The following is a 19,846-nucleotide window of genomic DNA, read 5'->3' as shown; positions in this document are numbered from 1 at the left end:
CGCATGCAAGTTCCCGCCAAGACATCCATCGCGCTCAAAGGGCTGCTCGTTCTGGGCGGCCTTGTTGCGCTCGTCGCGGCGGTCGGCATTCTCGGCGCGCCGGTCTTCATGGCGATGGCGCTGAACGGCTAGGTCAGCCGATCGTCGCGATCGTCGTGATCGTCGCGCGTACGGAGTGGGCCATTTCGCAATGGTCGTGGGCCTGGTGGTGCAAGGCGTCCAACTCGTCCTGCGTCGGCACGCGACCCGTGAAACTGGTGCATGGGTTCAAGGTCACTTCGGCGATATAGCCGCGCCCTTGGTCGTTCTTGCCCATCTTGCCGAAAGCCTCGTCGACATAGGTGTCGACCACCAGGCCGGCGTTGGCGGCGAAGGCCAGGAACCACAGCATGTGGCAGCTGGACAGGGAGGCGATCATCGCCTCTTCGGGATCGACGGCGGAAGGATCGGACATCGGCAGGGGCACGCTGGCCGGCGCCGAGGACCCCGGCACCACCGCACCGCCGTCGAAGGTCCAGGAATGGGCGCGGCTGTAACGCTTGTCGAGGAAGGGCTGGTCCCCCCGGCTCCAGGCGACCTTCGCCTCGTACTTGCCCATCACGTCCTCCAGAAGCCGACGATCTTCTTGACCTCTTCCACCACCGGATCGGCGATCTCGGCGGCGCGCTCGGCCCCGGCCTTCAGCACCCGGTCGATCTCTACGGGATCGTCCATCAGGCGGCGCATCTCGGCCGTGACCGGCGCCAGGGCCGAGACGGCGAGATCCGCCAAGGCGGGCTTGAAGGCGCCGAAACCCTGGCCGCCGAACTGTTCGATCACCTGTTCGCGCGTCATCCCGGCCAGGGCGGCGTAGATGGCCACCAGATTCTTGGCCTCGGGCCGGTCGTTCAGCCCGTCCAAGGTCTCCGGCAGGGGCTCGGGATCGGTCTTGGCCTTGCGGATCTTGGACGCGATGGTGTCGGCGTCGTCGGTCAGATTGATCCGGCTGTTGTCGGACGGGTCCGACTTGGACATCTTGGCCGCCCCGTCGCGCAGGGACATGACGCGCGTCGCCGGCCCCTGGATCACCGGTTCGGGCAGGGGGAAGAAGCCGGGAACGCCGAAGTCGTTGTTGAACTTGGCGGCGATGTCGCGGGTCAGCTCCAGATGCTGTTTCTGGTCCTCCCCGACCGGCACTTCCGTCGCCTTGTACAGCAGGATGTCGGCGGCCTGGAGCACCGGATAGGTATAGAGGCCGACCGAGGCCCGCTCCTTGTGCTTGCCGGACTTCTCCTTGAACTGCGTCATCCGGTCCAGCCAGCCCAGGCGGGCGACGCAGTTGAAGATCCAGGCCAGTTCGGCATGGGCGCGCACGGCCGATTGCGGGAAGATGATCGACCGGGCCGGATCCAGACCCGAGGCCAGATAGGCGGCGGCGATCTCGCGCGTCTGGGCCGCCAGCTTCTCGGGCTCCTGCCAGACGGTGATGGCGTGCAGGTCGGCGACGAAGACGAAGACCGGCGCGCCCTGGTCCTGCAGTTCGACGAACCGCTTCAGGGCGCCCAGATAGTTGCCCAGGTGCAGGGCGCCGGAGGCCTGGATGCCGGACAGGATGCGGCGCGGGCCGGTGTAGAGGGCCGGAGGGGTTTGATCGGTCATGGGGTCGGGTCTTGCAAAGTCGGAATCAGGTGTGACGAAGGGGGCGGCGGTTCAGCCGCGCCATCGCCAGGTGGAGATCAGGCCCGAAAGGATCATGGCTCGCGCTTATCGTCTCGGCGGAGTTCAGTCCAGACCGGAGACGGCCGAACCGCCGGGCTCGCGGCGCAGGGTGGCCTTCAGCTCCGCCACGGTGACGGCGCGGAAGGCCAGAAGACAGACGCCATAGACGCCCGCGCCCAGGCCGCACACCACAAGCACGGCGATCTCCTTGGCCAGAAGCAACCGGCTGAGCAGTCCGTAGTTGATCCCCGCCAGCAGCAGCAGGCCGGCCATGACCGCGCTGGCGGCCAGGACGCGGGAGAGCCGGGAAACGAAGGCCGGCGACGGCCGCCAGCTGTTCTCGCGAACCAGAACCCCGGCCAACAGGCCGACATTGATCCAGGCCGAGACGCTGGTGGCGATCGCCAGGCCCAGCACCCCGTCCCAGCCCTGGGCGCTGAACCAGAAGAACAGGCCCGAGCCTAGGACGACGGTGATGACCACGCTGACGACCGCGAAGATCATCGGCCGGCGTGTGTCCTGGCGCGCGAAGAAGGGCGGGGTCAGAACCTTGGCCAGGACGAAGGCCGGCACGCCCCAGGCGAACTGGCGCAGCACATCGGCGGTGCGGGCGGCGTCGGCGCTGGTGAAGGCGCCGCGCGTCACCGTGGCGTCGATGATGAAGAAGGGGATGACGAACAGGGCCACGGCGGCCGGCAGGGTGAAGGCCATGGCCAGGTTGATCCCGTCATCCAGCGTCTTCTGCCCGCCCGCGTGATCGCCGGAGACGAAGGCCTTGGTGAGGCGTGGCACCAGGGCCAGGCCGATGGCGACCCCGACCAGACCCAGGGGAAGCTGGTACAGCCGGTCGGCGTTATAGAGCACCGACCGCGCGCCTTCGTCCGACCCGGTCAGGAACTGCGACACCAGGGAGTTGATCTGCAGGGCGCCCCCCGCCAGGGCGCCGGGTACGGCCAGAGCCAGGGTGTGGCGGACATTGGGCGTGATCCGGGGCAGGCCGATCCTGAGCCGCACGCCCAGCCGCCGCACGCCCCACCACAAGAGGCCCGCCTGAATGACGCCTGACACCGTCACCGCAGCCGTCACCATCAGCAGCACGGTCTCCTGCGGGATCGGCAGGAACATCGGCGGTAGCAGGGCGGCCAGGGTGCACAGGTTCAGAAACACCGGTACGGCGGCCGACAGCGCAAACCGTCCGCCGGTATTCAACACCCCTGACAGCAGCGAGGCCGCGGTCATACAGGCCAGATAGGGCATGGCCAGCTGGGTCGCGATCACGGCGGCGCGCAGCACCTCGGGTCGACCCTGATAGGCCGATAGCAGCCAGGGCATGATCCAGGGCATCACGACCTGAAGCAGGATGCAGAAGCCGGCGACCACCGCCAGCATGAAGCTGAGCGCCTCGGATGCGGTGACGGCGGCGGCCTCTTCGCCTTCGCGCGCCCGGACCCCGCCGTAGACGGGGACAAAAGCCTGGGCGAAAGCGCCCTCGGCGAACAGGCGGCGGAACATGTTGGGCAGCATCAAGGCCGTGGTGAAGGCGTCCATCATCGGCCCCTGGCCGAAGCGCGCCGCCAGCGCCATGTCGCGGACAAATCCCAGAATTCGGCTGCCCAGGGTCAGGCTGGACTGAACCAGGGTGTTGCGGGCGAGGCTCATGCGGACCGGGGGAGGAAGGCTGGAGAAAGGCGAGGCTTAGCGCGCTTCCGTCGGCGGCGATACGGGTTTGGCGCGGGTCCGCCGCCCCAGTTCGGAGACGTCGCGCGCGCTGGCGCGAGCCGAGGCGACCTTGCGGCCCTCCGGCGCCGGGGCGCGGCTGTCCAGTACCGCTTCCAGGGCCGCGCGCAGTTCGGCGACCCGCTGTTCCGAGGTGATCTTCCGACCCTTGCGATCGACCACATAGAAGCTGTCCACCGCCCGCTCGCCATAGGAGGCGACATGGGCCGAGCGGATGTTCAGCCCCTCGTCGCTGAAGACCCGCGACAGGGCGGCCAGGAGGCCGGGCCGGTCGGCGCCGGACACCTCGACCACGGTGGCGGTCTCGCTGGCGTGGTGATCGACCATGACCACGGGCCGGACCTCGAAGGCGGCTTTTCGGGCGTTGCCGGCCGGGGCGGGCGCCTTGCCGATGCGGCCCTCGCCGCGCGCGGCCTTCTCCAGCGCCTCGATCAGGGCGTTCAGCCGGCGCGGCTCGGCTTGGCCGTAAGGCAGGCCCGCCCCATCCTGAACCCGAAAGACGTCCAGCACCACCCCTTCGTCCGTGGTCGCCACCCGGGCGTCCGTGACGTCGGCGCCCAGGGCGGCCATGGTCTGGGCCAGGTCGGCGAACAGGCCGGGCCGGTCCAGGGCGGCGATGGAGATTTCCGTAGCCTGGACCGGCAGACCCTCGACCGGCGTCAAGGGGGCGGCCTGGGCGGCGGCGCCGGTCTGGCGCGCCCGCTCCACCAGGGCCGGATGGGCCGCCAGCGGATCCGCGCGCGCCACGTCTTCGCCCCGGAACAGGGCGGCGACCTGGTCATAGAGGGTCCGCATCAGCTGGCCCTTCCAGCCGTTCCAGACCCCCGGCCCAACGGCGCGGATGTCGGCCACGGTCAGGACCAGCAGCATCCGCAGCCGCTCCGGATCGCCCACCAGTTCGGCGAAGGCCCGGATGGTGCCCGGATCGGACAGGTCGCGCTTCTGGGCGTAGTCGGACAGGGCCAGGTGGCTGCGCACCAGCCAGACGACCAGTTCGATGCGGCGCGGATCGACGCCCAGTCGTTCGCAGGCCCGGCGCGCCGCAATGGCCCCGTCCTCCAACTGGCCCCGCTCGCCCCCCTTGCCGACGTCGTGCAGCAGCATGCCCAGCATCAGGGCTTCCATGTCCGAGATCAGGTGCACGATCTCGCTGGCCATCGGGTGGTCGGCCTTCAGCTTTCCGCGCGCGATGTCATTGATCACGCCGATGGCCTGGAGGGTGTGCTCGTCCACCGTATAGGCGTGGTACATGTTGAATTGGGTCTGGCCGACGATCCGGCCCCACTCCGGCAGGAACCGCCCCAGCAGCCCCGTCTCGTTCATGATGGTCAGGGTGCGATAGGGCCTCTGACCATGGGCCAATATGTCGAGGAAGGCCCGCGACGCCGCCGGATCCCGGCGCAGTCGGGGCGTGACCAGCGAAAGCGATCGCGTCACGGCGGAGAAGGCGTCGGGGTGCAGATCCAGATCATGCCGGTCGGCGCAGACGAACAGGGTCAGAAGCCGAACCGGGTCGCGTTCGAACACTGAGACGTCTTCGACCGACAGCCGCCCCTGGTCGATCCAGAAGCCTTCGACCTCCAGCTTCCGCCGGCTGGGTTTGAAGGCGATCAGGCGCGACAGACCCTGGGCCGTCTTCTGGTGACGGGCCTCCAGCTTGGCCGACATGGCCCGCGTCAGGGCGCCGACGTCTCGGGCGTAGAGGAAATAGCGCCGCATGAACCGCTCGACCGCCGGCTCGTCGCCCCGCCCCTGCCAGCCCATGCGCCGGGCGACCTCGGGCTGCATGTCGAAGGTCAGCTTCTCCTCCGCCCGCCCCGCGACCAGATGCAGATGGATCCGCACCCGCCACAGGAAGTCGAAGGCGTCGTCGGAGGTGCGGCGTTCGCGCGGGGTGAACAGTTCGTCCATCACCGCCGCGCCCAGTCGGCTGTCCGGCGCCAGGGATCGGGCGATCCAGTACAGGGTGTTGAGGTCGCGCAAGCCTCCCTTGCCGTCCTTGACGTTCGGCTCGACCTTGTAACGGGTCACGCCGGCCTTCTGGTGCCGGGCGGCGCGTTCCTCCAGCTTGGCGGCGATGAAGGGGCGGGGGTCGGCCTTGGCCACCATGTCGCGGAACCGGCCGATCATCAGCTCGGACAGGCGCGCGTCCCCCGCCAGATGGCGCGCCTCCAAGAGGGTGGTCCGCACCGTCATGTCCGTGCGCGACAGGCTCAGGCACTCCTCCACCGACCGCACGGAAGGCCCGACCTTGATGCCCAGATCCCACAGAACATAAAGGACGAATTCGATCACCGTCCCCCCGCGCGGCGTCGCCTTGGCCGGCCGCAGGAACAACAGGTCCAGGTCGGAATAGGGCGCCAGAACGCCCCGGCCGTAGCCGCCGACCGCCACCAGGGACAGACGCTCGCTCTCGACCGGGGAAACCGGAAACAGGACCTCGGTCGCCACACGCCACAGGGCCGCCAGCATGTCGTCTGCGGCCTTGGCGTAGAGCCGGGCGACCTCGCGCCCCTTCATCCCCCCGTCCAGCTTCCGCTCGGCCCGGGCGCGGGCGGCGTCATAAGCCTCGCGCAGAACGACAGAGACCGCCGCGCGCGGGTCTTCCGCGCGGGCGGCCTCGTCAAGGCGGTCATCCAGGCTGGGCGAAACAAGGGTCATGGCCGCCCCATATAGGCGCCGAACCCCTATGCGTCAGTGAAGGATCACTCCGGGCGAACGCGCTTCTTGCGGAACGACGGGTTCAGCACCTGTTTGCGCAGACGGATGGACTTCGGCGTCACCTCGACCAGCTCGTCGTCGTCGATATAGGCGATGGCCTGTTCCAGCGACATCTGGCGCGGCGGGGTCAGGCGCACGGCCTCGTCCTTGCCGGCGGCGCGGACGTTGGTCAGCTGCTTGCCCTTGATCGGGTTGACGTCCAGGTCGTCCCAGCGTGCGTTCTCGCCGATGATCATGCCCTGATAGGTCTTTTCCCCGGCGCCGACGAACATGACGCCGCGGTCTTCCAGGTTCCACAGGGCGAAGGCGGCGGTTTCGCCGTCGGAGTTCGAGATCAGCACGCCCTTCAGACGGCCGGCGATGGCGCCCTTGTGCGGCTCATAGTGGCTGAACACCCGGTTCAGCACGCCCGAACCGCGCGTGTCGGTCAGGAACTCGCCCTGATAGCCGATCAGCGAACGCGAGGGGCACTTCAGCTGGATGCGGGTCTTGCCGGCGCCCGACGGGCCCATGTCGGTCATTTCGGCCTTACGAGCCGACAGCTTCTCGATGACGATGCCCGAGAACTCGTCGTCGACGTCGATCATGACGTCTTCGATCGGCTCCATCTTCTCGCCGTTCGGACCTTCCTGGAAGACCACGCGCGGACGCGAGATCGACAGTTCGAAGCCCTCGCGGCGCATGTTCTCGATCAGAACGCCCAGCTGCAGTTCGCCGCGACCGGCCACCTCATAGGCGTCGCCGCCTTCGGTGGTGGTGACGCGGATGGCGACGTTGGCCTCGGCCTCCTTCAGCAGGCGGTCGCGGATGACGCGCGACTGGACCTTGTCGCCTTCGCGGCCGGCCAGGGGGCTGTCGTTGACCGAGACGGTCATGGAGATGGTCGGCGGGTCGATCGGCTGGGCGGGAAGGGCCTCGGTGACTTCCAGGGCGCACAGGGTGTCGGCCACGGTCGCCTTGGACATGCCCGCGATGGCGACGATGTCGCCGGCCTCGGAGCCCTCGTCCAGCGGCTGGCGCTTCAGACCGCGGAAGGCCAGGACCTTGGTGATGCGGCCGCGCTCGATCTCCTTGCCGTCGCGGTCCAGGGCCTTGATGGCCATGCCGGGCACGGCCTTGCCGCTCTCGATCCGGCCCGTCAGCAGACGGCCCAGGAAGGGGTCGGATTCGATCAGGACGTTCAGAATCTGGAACGGCTTGTCCACATTCTGCTGCTGCTTGGGCGGCGGGACGTGGCGGACGATCAGGTCGAACAGGGGCGCCAGATTGTCGTTCGGCTGGTTCAGGTCCAGCGTGGCCCAGCCGTTGCGGCCCGAGGCGTAGATGTGGGGGAAGTCCAGCTGTTCGTCGGTCGCGCCGATGGCGGCGAACAGGTCGAAGGTCTCGTTGTGGACCCGGTCCGGATCGGCGTGGGCGCGGTCGACCTTGTTTATGCAGAGGATGGGGCGCAGGCCCATCTTCAGCGCCTTGGTCAGGACGAACTTGGTCTGGGGCATGACGCCTTCCTCGGCGTCGACCAGCAGGACGCAGCCGTCCACCATGCCCAGAATCCGCTCCACCTCGCCGCCGAAGTCGGCGTGGCCGGGGGTGTCGATGATGTTGATCCGGGTTTCGCCGGCCTCGCCGTTCCAGAGCACCGAGGTGCATTTGGCCAGGATGGTGATGCCCCGTTCCTTCTCCTGGTCATTGGAGTCCATGGCGCGCTCGGTCGTCGCCTCATTGGCTCGGAAGACGCCGGACTGTGCCAGAAGTTGGTCCACCAGGGTCGTCTTGCCGTGGTCGACGTGGGCGATGATGGCGACGTTGCGCAGGTTCATTTGATAATCGCGAAAAGGCGCGGCCGAGATGCGGGCGGCCGCTGGTCATGAAAAGGCGTGCAGGGAGCGCGCGCCTCTTACAGCCATGTTGACGGAAAGACCAGAGCGGGCGTTTCGCCGCCTGCCGCCGCCTTACCGATATTTCATTCCGGACGCCGCATCCGCGCGGTCGAGCCCACTCCTCTACCCCTCGACGGCGTGACCGTTTGGACAAGGGAGACGATGATGACGGGCTTAATGGGATTGATGCTGGCGGCGGCCGTTCTGGCGCCCTGCGGCGCGCCGGACATGCGCGTGGACGCCAAGGGGCTGAGCATGGGCCGGACGGGGGACGCAGCGGTTCTGGCCGATCGAATTCAGACGGCCAGCCGAGACTGGTGCGCCCAGCATCGGGCGGTTCTGACGCCTAGCGACCTGGGGCTGCCGCAGATGTGCGAGCGGGAAATGCGGCGCCGCGCCTATTATCAGCTGCCTGCTTCCGAACGCCGCCTGTTCGTCAAGGCCGGCGGGCGTCGCCTGCTGAACCAGTTTTAGAGACGACGCACCATATAGCGGGCGTCGGCGCCGTAGCTGGCCAATTTGGCGGCCATGCCCGGCGCCGTCTGCTCAACGAAGCCGTGGCGGGACCAGAAGGCGACGGCGTCATTGACGGCCACCAGGGCGACGGCGGGCCAGCCGTCCTCCGTCGCCTGTTCCGCCAGCCGTTCGACCACCGCGTGCGTCAGCCCGCCGCCCCGCGTCTCGGGCTGCAGGGCCAGGTCGTGTAGATAGAGGACAGCCGGGTCCGTCGGCAGGCCTTCGATCACCGTGTTCAGCGGCGGCGCCCCGTCGGCCCGCCAGGGATAGGCGATCAGATAGCCCTGCGCCGGGGCGTCCCCGTCCGCCAGGACGAAACAGCCGCGCGGATAAAGGGCCAGCCGGTTCTCGAAACAGGCCCCTGCCTCGAAATGATCGGGGAAGGACAGACGGGCGATCTCGACCACGGCGTCGATGTCGCTCGGCCGCATGGGCCGCCAGACTAGCTGGGGCAGCGCGCGTTCAGCGCCGCCTTCTGGAACCGCCATCGAATGATCCTCTCCTGGCCGACCAGCACGCCTTCGATCCGGGCGTTCAGGACGTCGCCGTCGCGTTCATAGACGACCCGTTTTGGAAAGTCGTCGTCGGCCGCCTGTTCGAACACCACCCGGCTCGGCCCGGAGGCGACTACCGGAAAGACGGCGGCAGGCTGGCCCTCCGGCTGGGCGAAATAGGCCAGGGGCGCGGCCGGGGTCGGATCGACCGGGGCGATGCGCGACAGCTCCCACCCCGCCCGTCCGCCGCGGACGGTCAGCGAGGTCCCCAGCATCAGGTTCAGGCGTGGATCGGTCCAGGTCTCGGACACTTCGCGGCCCGGTTCGCAGGACAGCCAGTAGCCGGCCATCCAGCCCAGATCGGGACGCAGATCCGGCGCGGTCTGAAGGGCGGCGGCGAGAAGCAGCGGGGTCAGCATGGTGGGTTTCCCTCTCCGGTCGATGTCGACAGGCTAGGCGGCGTGCGGGCTCGACGGCTTGTAGGTTTGCGACGCTATGGCTCGGGCCAGGGCGTGCTGCTCCCGGGCCCATTCCGTGGCGGTGCAGCCCAGGAAGCGCCGGAAATCGCGGGCCATCTGCGGTTGGTCGAAATAGCCGGCCTGTAGCCCCGCTTCGAGCCAGCTCTGAGCCTCGCCGTCCGGCTGTGCGGCGTGGTCGAACACCCGGCGAAAGCGGAAAATCGAACGCAGCAGGCGGGGCGAGACACCGACCCGGTCGGCGAAGCGCCGCTGAAGCGCCCGTTGCGCCCCCGACGACCGAGGCGGCGCGGGCCGCTCGGCGGCCGCCTCATCGATCTCTGGGCGAACGATCGGGTCGATCGTCCAGTCCCCGTGCTGCTTCTGGCGGGTCAGCCAGGCGACGAAGGCCTCCGCCTGGCCCGTCGGATCGCCCGGCGGCGGATCGAACCCGATGAGGCGTTCGACCATGTCCAGCCGTCTGTCGGTCGCCTCGACCAGCGGTCGACCCAGAAAGTCACGCGCCCCGTCCGGTTCGAACCGGACGGACACCAGTTCGATGGGACCGGTCGGCTTCATGGCCAGGGGACAGGTCATCTGTCCGGCGAACAGGGCGGGGGGCTGCAGGTGGAAAGCACCGTCCTCGCCCTGTTCGGCGTAGGGGGCGCCGAGGTCGAACACCAGTTCGGGGCAGCCGTCAGGCGCGATACGCTGGATGGTTGGACTGGTATCGGGGGCGGCGTAGGTCCAGATGACGCGGACGAAGGGCGCCAGCGCCGGCGGCGGCGCGAACTCCTGATACCGTTCCTCCCCCGAGGTCACCTCAGTTGACCTTGGAGGGGTCCGGCGGCGGGGCGGGCAGGGGGGCGACCGGCACGCCGTCCTCCTTCAGCTTCTTCACCTCGGCGGGCGTGGCCTCGCCGTAGATCTCTCGCTTTTCGGACCGGCCTTCATGGATGTCGCGGGCCTCGCGGGCGAAGGCGTCGCCGACATAGTCGAAGTTCGCCTCGACATGGGCGCGCACCTCGCGCGCGGCCTCCATCATCATGGTCTGCATCCGGGCGGCGATCTCGGGGGCCGCGTCCGACTTGCGCGTTCCGCTGACGGCCGGGGCCATGATCGCCTTCCGCACCGCGCGCGAACCGCAGAACGGGCATTCCACCAGGCCGCGCGCGGCCTGGTCGTCATAGTCGGCGGACGAGCCGAACCAGGCTTCAAAACCGTGGGCCTGGTCGCAATTGAGGGCGTATCGGATCATGAGGGTTGGGGCTGAATCAGCGGGCGGGCAGAAAGTCGCGGTCGTGGGTCAGGGCCGGCACGGCGGTCCGGGCCTTGGCCGTCGCCTCCATGTCCAGCCTGGCCGTAAGAATGCAAGGCTCGTCATGATCCGCCTTGGCCAGAATCTCGCCCCAGGGGCCCACGACCGTCGAACGCCCCCAGGTGCGGCGCCCGTCCTCATGAAGCCCGCCCTGGGCCGGGGCCAGGACGAAGGCGCCGGCTTCTATGGCCCGGGCGCGCAGCAGCACCTCCCAATGGGCTTCTCCGGTCGGAACCGTAAAGGCGGCGGGCACGGCGATCATCGAGGCCCCGGCCTTGGCCAGCTGGCGGTGCAGGTGGGGGAAGCGGATGTCGTAGCAGATGGTCAGGCCCAGCCGCCCCCAGGGCGTGTCGGCGACGGCCGCCCCGTCGCCGGGCCGCACCGTGGCGCTTTCGCGATATTTTTCGCCATTGGGCAGTTCGACGTCGAAGACGTGCAGCTTGTCGTACCGGGCCGTGATCGCGCCCGCCGGATCGACCAGCAGCGACCGGTTCGCCGCTCGCCCGTCCCCCGTTTGGCCGGAGCGGACGATGGCCGAGCCGATCAGCAGCCAGATCCCCAGCTCCGCCGCCAGACGGCGAAGGCCCAGGACGGCGACGTCGGCCTCTTCATCCGTTATCGCGGCGTCGCGTCGGTCGCGGCGCTGCTCCAGGACATTGGTCCCTTCCGGCGTCAGGACGAATTTCGCCCCGCCCGCCGCCGCCTTGCGGATCAGGGGCTCGACATGGGCCAGGGCCGCCTCGGCCGTCGCCGGCGTGCGGGTCTGGATCAGGGCGATGTCGAGCCCGCCGCTCATCGCATCAGGCCGTCAGAAGCGGGTCGAGCTTGCCGTCGCGGTCCAGGGCGTGGATGTCGTCCGAGCCGCCGACGTGCTGACCGTCGATGAAGATCTGGGGGAAGGTCATGCGCCCGCCCGACTTCTCGACCATCTCGGCCTTCTTGTTGGGGTCGTTGGAGGCGACGATCTCATGATAATCGACTCCCTTCTTCTTCAGAAGCGCCATGGCGCTGTAGCAATAGGGGCAGCCGGGCTTGGTGTAGATGACGACGTCGGCCAAATCAGAACTCCAGATAAGAGTGTCCCTCAGGCAGCGAGCCGCCGCGCGGGGAGCGATAGGAACTACATAGTCAGTTCACGGGCGTTTCGCACCCGTGCGATCACGGCCAGATCCACGGCCCGCGCCCCGGCGTCGAGCAGGGCGCGCGCGCAGGCCTCGCCGGTCGCGCCCGTGGTCAACACATCGTCGATCAGAAGGATGCGGCGCCCCTTCAGGCGGCGTCGCCCGGCCTCGGTCACGGCGAAGGCCTTTTTCACATTCAGCCGTCGGCCGCGGCGGCTCTTGCCGCCCTGGCTCGCCGTATGGCTGGCGCGGATCAGGGCGTCGGGCAGGTAATCCAGCCCGGCGCGCCGGGCCAGGGGGCGGGCGATCTCCGCGGCCTGGTTGAACCGGCGTGAGAGCAGTCGCAACGGGTGCAGCGGCACCGGAACCACCGCATCGGCCTCGGCGACCAGTTCGGCGCCCGCTCGGCTGATCCAGCGCGCGAACAGGGCGGCGAACTGCTGCTGGTCCCCGTGTTTGAAGCGCAGGATCAGGTTCCGGGACGCCTCGTCATAGACGCAGGCGGCGCGGGCGCGGGCGAAGACATAGGGTTGGGCGACACAGGCCGCGCAGCGGGTCTCGGCGAAGGCGCCGCCGTCGAATTCGAAAGCCGCGCCGCAGCCGTCGCACACCGGCGCCTCCAAGAACCGTATGCGGCTCCAGGCGTCGGGCGTCAGGCCCGCAGCGGCCGTGGCCTCGGGGCTGTCATGCGCCAGGGGCGGCAGGACCAGATCGGCCAGTCCCCGCGCGAAGTCCAGGCCGGCGCGTCGCAAATGACGCGCCGCCCCTTCCCAGGCGCGCCCCAAACCCCCATCCTGAAGGTCCATGAGCCTTTCCCCCTCCTCCGGCCCCGACGCCGTGTCGCCGACGACCGCCCCCCCGCGCATCTTTGACGCCGGGCGTCGAGAGGCGCGACTGGCGCGGTCCGAAAGGCGGCTGACGCAGGCCGATTTTCTTCACGTCCGCGCGGCCGAAAACGCGGTCGGCAGTCTCGAGGCCATATTGCGCGACTTTCCCGTCGCGGTCGATCTGTCCGCCCATCCCGGCCCCTTCGCCCGAGCCCTGGCGTCCAGCGACGCGGCGGGTCGGGTAGGGCGGATCGTCGCCCCGACCTCGCGGGCCGAGCGGGCCGCCCCCGGTCGCGACGCCCTGCCGCTGGAAGACGGGACGACGGATCTGATCGTCTCCCTGCTCAATCTCCACTGGGCCAACGACCTGCCCGGCGCATTGGCCCAGATTCGACGCGCCTTGAAGCCGGACGGCCTGTTCCTTGGGACCCTGTTCGGCGCGGGCACCCTGAAGGAGCTTCGGGCCGTCCTGACAGAGGCCGAGCTGGCCGAACGCGGCGGGGCCCAGGCGCGTGTCTCGCCCTTCGCCGACGGATATGACGGGGCCGCCCTTCTCCAGCGCGCCGGCTTCGCCCTGCCGGTCTCGGACGTGGACCGTTTCGTCGTCCGCTATGCGGACCTGTTCGCCCTGGTCCGCGATCTGCGCGCCATGGGCGAGACCAATGTGCTGCACGGGCCGATCCGCCCCCTGAACCGCGCGATTCTGAGCCGCGCGGCCCGTCTTTACGCCGAGCGCCACGGCGACGCGGACGGGCGGATCTCCGCCACCTTCGAAATCATTCATCTGGCCGGTTGGAAGCCGCACGAGAGCCAGCAGAAGCCGCTGCCGCGCGGCTCGGCCAAGGTTCGGCTGGCCGACGCCCTGGGGGTGAAGGAGTTGACGGGGGAGGAGGGCGATCAGGCTTGATCGCGCTGCTGCGGGAGCGCGTCAGCGTCCCAGGGTGTCCGCGATCTTCTGCATGACGTCTTTGTAGAGGGCGCCGTTGGACCCCCCCAGGGCGTTCAGACCGCCCAGGATGGCGACGAAGATCAAGCCGCAGATCAGACCGTATTCAATGGCGGTCGCGCCGCAGTCGTCGTTCAGGAAGCGGCTGATGAATCCGTTCATGTCCGCTCCTTGGGCGGTGGTCACAGCAGATCGCGCAGCCAGGCGACCAGAGGTTCGTCCGCCGGCGGCATGGGATAGTCCGAAAGCTGGTTCGGTCTGACCCAGGCCAGGGCGGCGTGTTCGCGCGCGGCGACCACGCCGTCCCACCGGCGACACAGATACAATGGCATCAACAGGTGAAAGGAATCATAAGCGTGGCTGGCGAAGACGAAGGGCGCCAGGCAACTCTCGCTGACCTCTATGCCCAGTTCCTCGCGCAGTTCGCGGATCAGGGCCGCCTCGGGCCGTTCGCCGGGCTCGACCTTGCCGCCGGGAAACTCCCACAGGCCGGCCAGCGTCTTGCCCTCGGGGCGTTTGGCGATCAGCACCCGTCCGTCGACGTCGATCAGGGCGACGGCGACGACGAGGACGGTGGGGAGCGGCGTCTCGGTCACGACCGATAATCGCCGTTGATCTCGATATAGCCCTTGGTCAGATCGCAGGTCCAGACCGTCGCCGAGGCCCGGCCCGCGCCGACGTCGACCGTGATGTCGATCTCGGGATTTTTCATATAGGCGGTCATCTTGGCCTCGTCGTAGGTCGGGGACGGGGCGCCATCGACGGCGGCCTGGTGCGGGCCGAACCTGATCGCCAGACGGTCGCGGTCCACCGGCTCCTCGGTCTTGCCCACGGCCATGACCACCCGGCCCCAGTTGGCGTCCTGGCCGGCGATGGCGGTCTTGACCAGGGGGCTGTCGGCGATCGACTTGGCCAGTTTTCTGGCTGAGGCCGGGCTGGCGGCGCCGTCCACCGTCACCTTGACGAACTTGGTCGCCCCCTCGCCGTCGCGCACCAGCTGGTGCGCCAGATCCAGCATCACCTTGTCCAGGGCGGCCGAGAAACTCTTCAGCCGCCGGTCGCCGACGCGGCCGATCCGCGGTGCGCCCGAAGTTCCCGTGGCGAACAGAAGGGCCGTGTCATTGGTCGAGGTGTCGCCGTCCACCGTCACCGAGTTGAAGGTGGTGCGGACGTGCAGGCCCAGTAGGGCCTTCAGCACGTTCGGATGGATGTCGGCGTCGGTGACGATGAAGGCCAGCATGGTCGCCATGTCCGGCGCGATCATGCCCGACCCCTTGGCGATCCCGGCGATCCGGACCTTATACCCCTCGATCTCGGCCTCGGCGTAGGAGCCCTTGGGGAAGGTGTCGGTGGTCATGATGCCGCGCCCGGCGCGGGCCCACTGTTCGGACGGATGGAGGTCGGCGTCCAGACCGGCTTCGATGTCCGGCAGTTTGGCGATGATCTTCTTTTCGTCCAGCACCACGCCGATCACGCCCGTCGAGGCCATCATGACGTCCCGCTGGCGGCATCCGAACCGTTTGGCCACCTCAGAGGCCGCCCGCCGCGCGGCGTCGGCGCCGGCCTTGCCGGTGAAGGCGTTGGCGCAGCCGGCGTTGACCACCAGGGCGCGCACGTCCTTGCCGCCCTCGGCGCCGCCCAGATGCTTCTTGCACCAGTCGACCGGCGCCGAGCCGATCTTGTGGCGGGTGAAGACCCCGGCGCAGCTGGTGCCGCGCGCGAACCGGAAAACGACCAGGTCGTCGCGCTCATGCTTGTAGAAGCGGGGGCGGGCGGTGGCGATCTCGCCCCCGCCGATGGGGGGAATGGTCGGGAAGGGCACAGCCAGGGGCGAGACGGCCAGGCCGGGCTTTCCGGCGGGCGTAGCGGCGGGCGCGGCGGCGGCTTCGGCGGGACGGGTGGCGCGCTTCAGGGCTGCAGCGAAGGGGTCCAGCGCCTTTTCGAACGCCTGTTCGATCTTTTGGCCGGTCGTGGGGGTCTTGGTCATGTCAGGCGGCCGGGAGGGGAGTGTCAGACGCGGAAGGCGGGGCGGGAGCCGGGGCGGGGCGGGTCAGGCCCGCCGACGGCGCCGACGCCGGCTCCTCGTCACCCGCGCCGGAACCGCCGGGCAGCAGAATATCGACCTTGGCCTTGTCGCGCAGCTGTTCCAACAGGCGTCTCACCCCTTCATAGGTCAGGTAGCGGACGATTTGCGGCCGAGCCTGTTCCAGAGTCGGCGGGTTTTCCTTGCGCCGGTCCTCGACCCGCAGCACGGCCCAGCCGCCCTCGGTCTGGAAGGGACCGACGGTCGAACCGGCCGGCTTGTCACGCAGGGCGCCGGCATAGGCCTGGGGCATGACGTCCAGGGTGGAATAGCCCAGGTCGCCGCCAGAAAAGCGGGTGGCCTCGTCGATCGACCGCTCCATGGCCACGGCCTCGAAGCTGGCGCCCTGGCCCAGAATGCCGATGACGGCGTCCGCCTCGGGCTTGGTGCGCGACAGGATCAGGCGGACCCGGATCTCCTCGGACGTCTTCGCCAGGCGCAGCTGCTCATTGTAAAGCGTCTGGATCGCCTGATCGGAGATGGCGCCGTTGACGACGCTCTCGACCAGCATGTCGCCTAGAATCCGTTCGCGGGTCGCCTCCAGCCGCCGCTGCGCCAGAGGTGAGGCGTCCAGGCGACGGCGCTCCGCTTCGCGCGCCAGCAGCTTCTGATCGACCACCTCGTCCAGAACCCGGCGGAAAAGATCGGAGGTCACGTCCAGGGGCTCGCCTTCTCCGATCAGACCCTGCGCCACCGCCTCGCGCTTGACGTCCGAGGCCCAGATGATCTGGTCCTGAACCTTGGCCACCTGCCGGTCGCCCGGCTGCGGCGCCCGATCGTCGTCGCCGCCGCGCGAACAGGCGGCCAGCGTCATAGCCAAGGCCGTCGCGGCGACCAAGGCGATGCCGCCGACCGATCCAAGGCCCCCTCGGGAAGGGGCGTGTCGGAAATGGAGGCGCCGGAATGGGATCAAGGGGACGCTCCGTCGAAGGCGGCCGAAAGCCCCCGCGTTGACAGGGGTTAGGGCGGTGCTTAAGTCCCGCCTGCGCCCAAGTCGAGGGGTTTTGATCGTCTGCGCGGCCCTTCGCGCGCGCCTGTGTCGGCGCGGCGGGGCCGTCATCGGTCCGAACGCCGCTTGGGGCGCGATCCTCGCCGCCCCTCACGGGATTTCAGAGCCGCTCCTTAATGACGCTCGACCTTTACCGGATCTGACATGCTCGGCTTCGCCAAGAAACTCTTCGGCTCTTCCAACGACCGCAAGGTCAAGGCTTTCCAGGACCACGCCCAGCGCATCAATGCGCTCGAGCCCAAGTTCGCCGCCCTGTCGGACGACGAGCTGCGGATGATGACTGACGCTTTCCGCGACCGTCTGAGCAATGGCGAAAACCTGGACAGGATCCTGCCGGAAGCCTTCGCCGTCGTGCGCGAGGCGTCCAAGCGGGTGCTGGGCCAGCGTCAATATGACGTCCAGCTGGCGGGCGGCATGATCCTGCATGAGGGCGGCATCGCCGAAATGCGGACCGGCGAGGGCAAGACCCTGGTCGCCGTGGCGCCGGTCTATCTGAACGCCCTGGAAGGCAAGGGCGTCCACGTCATCACCGTCAACGACTATCTGGCCCGCCGCGACGCCGAGACCATGGGCCGGGTCTATCGCTTCCTGGGTCTTGAGGTCGGGGTCATCGTCAACGGCCTGTCCCAGGGCCAGCGCCAGGCCGCCTACGCCGCCGACGTGACCTACGGCACCAACAACGAGTTCGGCTTCGACTATCTGCGCGACAACCTGGTCTATGACCGGCGCGAGATGGTGCAACGCCCCCACAACTTCGCCATCGTCGACGAGGTCGACTCCATCCTGATCGACGAGGCGCGCACGCCCCTGATCATCTCGGGCCCCACCGAGGACCGGTCGGACCTGTACAAGGTGCTGGACGCCCTGATCAAAGATCTGATCAAGGACAAGGACACCTATGAGCTGGACGAGAAGCAGAAGCAGGTTCTGCTGACCGAGCTGGGCTCCGAGCGTCTGGAAGAGGCCCTGGAGAAGGGCGGCCACTTCGCCCCCGACACCACCGGTCTTTACGACGCCGCCAACATCAGCCTGGTCCACCACTCCAACCAGGCCCTGCGCGCCAACACCCTGTATCAGCGGGACAAGGACTATATCATCAAGGGCGGCGAGATCATTCTGATCGACGAGTTCACCGGCCGGATGATGACCGGCCGGCGCCTGTCCGAAGGCCTGCACCAGGCCATCGAGGCCAAGGAGGACGTCAAGATCCAGCCCGAGAACCAGACCCTGGCCTCGGTCACGATCCAGAACTACTTCCGCCTGTATCAGAAGCTGTCCGGCATGACCGGCACGGCCGCCACCGAGGCCCAGGAGTTCGGCGACATCTACAAGATGGAGGTGCTGGAGGTGCCGACCAACCGGCCGATCCAGCGCAAGGACTATGACGACGAAGTCTATCGGACCCATGCGGAAAAGAGCCAGGCCATCGCCCGACAGATCGCCGAATGTCACCTGGCGGGTCAGCCCATCCTGGTCGGCACGGTCTCGATCGAGCGCTCCGAACAGCTGTCCGAGCTGCTGCGCACCTATGAGTACAAGGTCGAGGTCTCGCGCAAGCTGAAGCCCCAGTACGAGGGCAAGGCCAAGGAGGCCGAGAAGATCGGCGACGCCGCCTATGACATTACCTACGAGACCAAGCTGCGCGGCATTCCGCACTCGGTCCTGAACGCGCGCCAGCATGAGCAGGAGGCCTATATCGTCGCCGACGCCGGTCTGCCGGGCGCGGTGACCATCGCCACCAACATGGCCGGCCGCGGCACCGACATCCAGCTTGGGGGCAACCTCGAGATGAAGATGCAGAAATGGCTGCTGGAACAGCGGAACATGGCCGTCGAGGTCACGCCCGAGATGCACGCGGCCAAGGAGGCCGAGTTCAAGGCCGAGATCGCCGTCAACCGCGAGAAGGCGCTCGCCGCCGGCGGTCTGTTCGTCCTGGGCACCGAACGCCATGAGAGCCGCCGGATCGACAACCAGCTGCGCGGCCGCACCGGCCGCCAGGGCGACCCCGGCGTGTCGAAATTCTATCTGTCCTGCGAGGACGACCTGCTGCGCATCTTCGCCGGCGACCGTCTGGACTCGATCATGAAGACCTTCGGCGTCGCTGAGGGCGAGGCCATCACCCATCCCTGGCTGAACCGCGCCATCGAGACCGCCCAGAAGCGGGTCGAGACCCGAAACTACGACATCCGCAAGAACCTGCTGAAGTACGACGACGTCGTGAACGACCAGCGCAAGGCCGTGTTCGAACAGCGCCAGGAGTTCATGGATTCCGAGGATCTGTCGGAACTGGTCGGCGACTTCCGCCGCGACGTGGTGTCCGACCTGGTCGAACGCTACATGCCGCCCAAGGCCTATGCCGAACAGTGGGACATCGACGGCCTGGATGAAAAGGTCCGCTCGACCCTGGGGCTGGAGCTGCCGCTCCACGACTGGGCAGCCGAGGAAGGCGTCTCCAACGAGGAGATCGAGGAGCGGCTGCTCGCCGCCGCCGACGCCCGCGCGGCCGAACGTCTGGAGCTGATCGGCGCCGAACAGACGCGCGGCCTGGAAAAGCAATTCATGCTGCAGATGATCGACATGCAGTGGCGCGAACACCTGGTCCATCTGGACCATCTGCGCGGCGTGATCGGCCTGCGCGGCTACGGCCAGCGCGACCCGTTGCAGGAGTATAAGACCGAGGCCTTCAACCTGTTCGAAGGTCTGCTCTACGACCTGCGCCACAACGTCACCCGCTGGCTGATGACGGTGGAGTTCCGCTTCCAGGCGCCGCCTGAACTGCCTGAGTTCCAGGAAATCCACCTGAACCCCGGCACCGGCGAAAATGAGATGGCCGATCCGGCCGCTCAGAACCCCGAAGGCCAGCTGATCGGCGACGACCGGTCGAAACTGCCGGTCGAGGCGCTTCCGCCGGGCTGGGAGATGACCGGCCGCAATGCGCCCTGCCCCTGCGGCTCGGGCCGCAAGTTCAAACACTGCCACGGCGCCCTGATCTGAGCCTTTCGGCGCGGTAAGGACGAAAAAGAAGGCCCGGAGCAAATGCTCCG

Annotated in this window: 20 protein-coding genes; 4 read left to right on the top strand and 16 right to left on the bottom strand. The window is 68.3% G+C overall.

What is annotated here, in order from left to right; translation table 11 throughout:
• The first annotated feature begins 3 nt into the window (after nt 1–3).
• Nucleotides 4–132: a hypothetical protein gene (locus tag JMT67_RS16410; RefSeq protein ID WP_267904143.1), complete on the top strand. Its 129-nt coding sequence runs from the start codon at nt 4–6 to the stop codon at nt 130–132.
• 1 nt (nt 133) lies between these two features.
• Here JMT67_RS16410 and JMT67_RS10395 read toward each other — a convergent pair whose 3' ends face one another.
• The 5 genes from JMT67_RS10395 to typA form a co-directional block, all read right to left on the bottom strand.
• Nucleotides 134–598, bottom strand: coding sequence for an OsmC family protein (locus JMT67_RS10395; protein WP_201463414.1), 465 nt, complete (start codon nt 596–598; stop codon nt 134–136).
• The gene (gene trpS, locus JMT67_RS10390) at nt 598–1,638 is read right to left on the bottom strand and encodes a tryptophan--tRNA ligase (RefSeq protein WP_201463413.1); all 1,041 of its coding nucleotides are present in this window, start codon (nt 1,636–1,638) and stop codon (nt 598–600) included. The genes JMT67_RS10395 and trpS overlap by 1 nt, the downstream gene beginning before the upstream one ends.
• Before the next feature lie 123 nt (nt 1,639–1,761).
• Nucleotides 1,762–3,357 carry a murein biosynthesis integral membrane protein MurJ gene (gene murJ / locus JMT67_RS10385; RefSeq protein ID WP_201463412.1) on the bottom strand — a complete coding sequence of 532 codons (1,596 nt, stop codon included), beginning with the start codon at nt 3,355–3,357 and terminating at the stop codon, nt 1,762–1,764.
• A 36-nt stretch (nt 3,358–3,393) separates the two neighbouring features.
• The gene (gene glnD / locus JMT67_RS10380) at nt 3,394–6,096 is read right to left on the bottom strand and encodes a [protein-PII] uridylyltransferase (RefSeq protein WP_201463411.1); all 2,703 of its coding nucleotides are present in this window, start codon (nt 6,094–6,096) and stop codon (nt 3,394–3,396) included.
• A 44-nt stretch (nt 6,097–6,140) separates the two neighbouring features.
• On the bottom strand, nt 6,141–7,973 hold the full coding sequence (gene typA / locus JMT67_RS10375) for a translational GTPase TypA (RefSeq protein WP_201463410.1): 1,833 nt from the start codon (nt 7,971–7,973) through the stop codon (nt 6,141–6,143).
• 225 nt (nt 7,974–8,198) lie between these two features.
• Here typA and JMT67_RS10370 point away from each other — a divergent pair, with 225 nt between their 5' ends.
• Nucleotides 8,199–8,507, top strand: a complete 309-nt coding sequence (locus JMT67_RS10370; RefSeq protein ID WP_201463409.1) for a UrcA family protein — start codon at nt 8,199–8,201, stop codon at nt 8,505–8,507.
• Here JMT67_RS10370 and JMT67_RS10365 read toward each other — a convergent pair.
• From JMT67_RS10365 to JMT67_RS10335, 7 genes are all read right to left on the bottom strand, one after another.
• On the bottom strand, nt 8,504–9,037 hold the full coding sequence (locus JMT67_RS10365; protein ID WP_233455858.1) for a GNAT family N-acetyltransferase: 534 nt from the start codon (nt 9,035–9,037) through the stop codon (nt 8,504–8,506). The two genes, JMT67_RS10370 and JMT67_RS10365, sit on opposite strands and share 4 nt — an antisense overlap.
• The gene (locus JMT67_RS10360; protein ID WP_201463408.1) at nt 8,992–9,462 is read right to left on the bottom strand and encodes a DUF6265 family protein; all 471 of its coding nucleotides are present in this window, start codon (nt 9,460–9,462) and stop codon (nt 8,992–8,994) included. The genes JMT67_RS10365 and JMT67_RS10360 overlap by 46 nt, the downstream gene beginning before the upstream one ends.
• A gap of 33 nt (nt 9,463–9,495) precedes the next feature.
• On the bottom strand, nt 9,496–10,320 hold the full coding sequence (locus JMT67_RS10355) for an AraC family transcriptional regulator (RefSeq protein ID WP_201463407.1): 825 nt from the start codon (nt 10,318–10,320) through the stop codon (nt 9,496–9,498).
• A gap of 1 nt (nt 10,321) precedes the next feature.
• Entirely contained in the window at nt 10,322–10,756 is a 435-nt protein-coding gene (locus JMT67_RS10350) for a DUF1178 family protein (protein WP_054764299.1), read from the bottom strand.
• A gap of 16 nt (nt 10,757–10,772) precedes the next feature.
• Nucleotides 10,773–11,612 carry a carbon-nitrogen hydrolase family protein gene (locus JMT67_RS10345; protein ID WP_201463406.1) on the bottom strand — a complete coding sequence of 280 codons (840 nt, stop codon included), beginning with the start codon at nt 11,610–11,612 and terminating at the stop codon, nt 10,773–10,775.
• A gap of 4 nt (nt 11,613–11,616) precedes the next feature.
• Nucleotides 11,617–11,874, bottom strand: a complete 258-nt coding sequence (gene grxC / locus JMT67_RS10340) for a glutaredoxin 3 (protein WP_201463405.1) — start codon at nt 11,872–11,874, stop codon at nt 11,617–11,619.
• Nucleotides 11,875–11,936: 62 nt separating this feature from the next.
• A complete protein-coding gene (locus JMT67_RS10335) occupies nt 11,937–12,743 on the bottom strand; it encodes a ComF family protein (RefSeq protein ID WP_201463404.1) in 807 nt (268 codons plus the stop codon).
• Between JMT67_RS10335 and JMT67_RS10330 the strand changes: the two genes are divergently transcribed.
• Nucleotides 12,742–13,671, top strand: a complete 930-nt coding sequence (locus JMT67_RS10330; protein WP_201463403.1) for a methyltransferase domain-containing protein — start codon at nt 12,742–12,744, stop codon at nt 13,669–13,671. The two genes, JMT67_RS10335 and JMT67_RS10330, sit on opposite strands and share 2 nt — an antisense overlap.
• Before the next feature lie 21 nt (nt 13,672–13,692).
• Here JMT67_RS10330 and JMT67_RS10325 read toward each other — a convergent pair whose 3' ends face one another.
• The 4 genes from JMT67_RS10325 to JMT67_RS10310 are packed head-to-tail and all read right to left on the bottom strand — an operon-like array spanning nt 13,693 to nt 16,607.
• On the bottom strand, nt 13,693–13,872 hold the full coding sequence (locus JMT67_RS10325; protein ID WP_182715208.1) for a Flp family type IVb pilin: 180 nt from the start codon (nt 13,870–13,872) through the stop codon (nt 13,693–13,695).
• 20 nt (nt 13,873–13,892) lie between these two features.
• On the bottom strand, nt 13,893–14,306 hold the full coding sequence (locus tag JMT67_RS10320) for a (deoxy)nucleoside triphosphate pyrophosphohydrolase (RefSeq protein ID WP_201463402.1): 414 nt from the start codon (nt 14,304–14,306) through the stop codon (nt 13,893–13,895).
• Nucleotides 14,303–15,697: a bifunctional glutamate N-acetyltransferase/amino-acid acetyltransferase ArgJ gene (gene argJ / locus JMT67_RS10315; RefSeq protein ID WP_201463401.1), complete on the bottom strand. Its 1,395-nt coding sequence runs from the start codon at nt 15,695–15,697 to the stop codon at nt 14,303–14,305. Before argJ ends, JMT67_RS10320 begins: the two co-directional genes overlap by 4 nt.
• A 1-nt stretch (nt 15,698) precedes the next feature.
• Entirely contained in the window at nt 15,699–16,607 is a 909-nt protein-coding gene (locus JMT67_RS10310; protein ID WP_201463400.1) for a peptidylprolyl isomerase, read from the bottom strand.
• A 339-nt stretch (nt 16,608–16,946) separates the two neighbouring features.
• Between JMT67_RS10310 and secA the strand changes: the two genes are divergently transcribed.
• A complete protein-coding gene (gene secA / locus JMT67_RS10305; RefSeq protein ID WP_201463399.1) occupies nt 16,947–19,796 on the top strand; it encodes a preprotein translocase subunit SecA in 2,850 nt (949 codons plus the stop codon).
• The last annotated feature ends 50 nt before the right edge of the window (nt 19,797–19,846 follow it).

The organism is Brevundimonas aurantiaca, from assembly GCF_904830995.1.
In the GTDB taxonomy this organism is placed as follows: Bacteria; Pseudomonadota; Alphaproteobacteria; order Caulobacterales; family Caulobacteraceae; genus Brevundimonas; species Brevundimonas aurantiaca.
The sequence above is the reverse complement of the archived record's forward strand: the minus strand, read 5'-3'. Positions and strand labels throughout refer to the sequence as shown.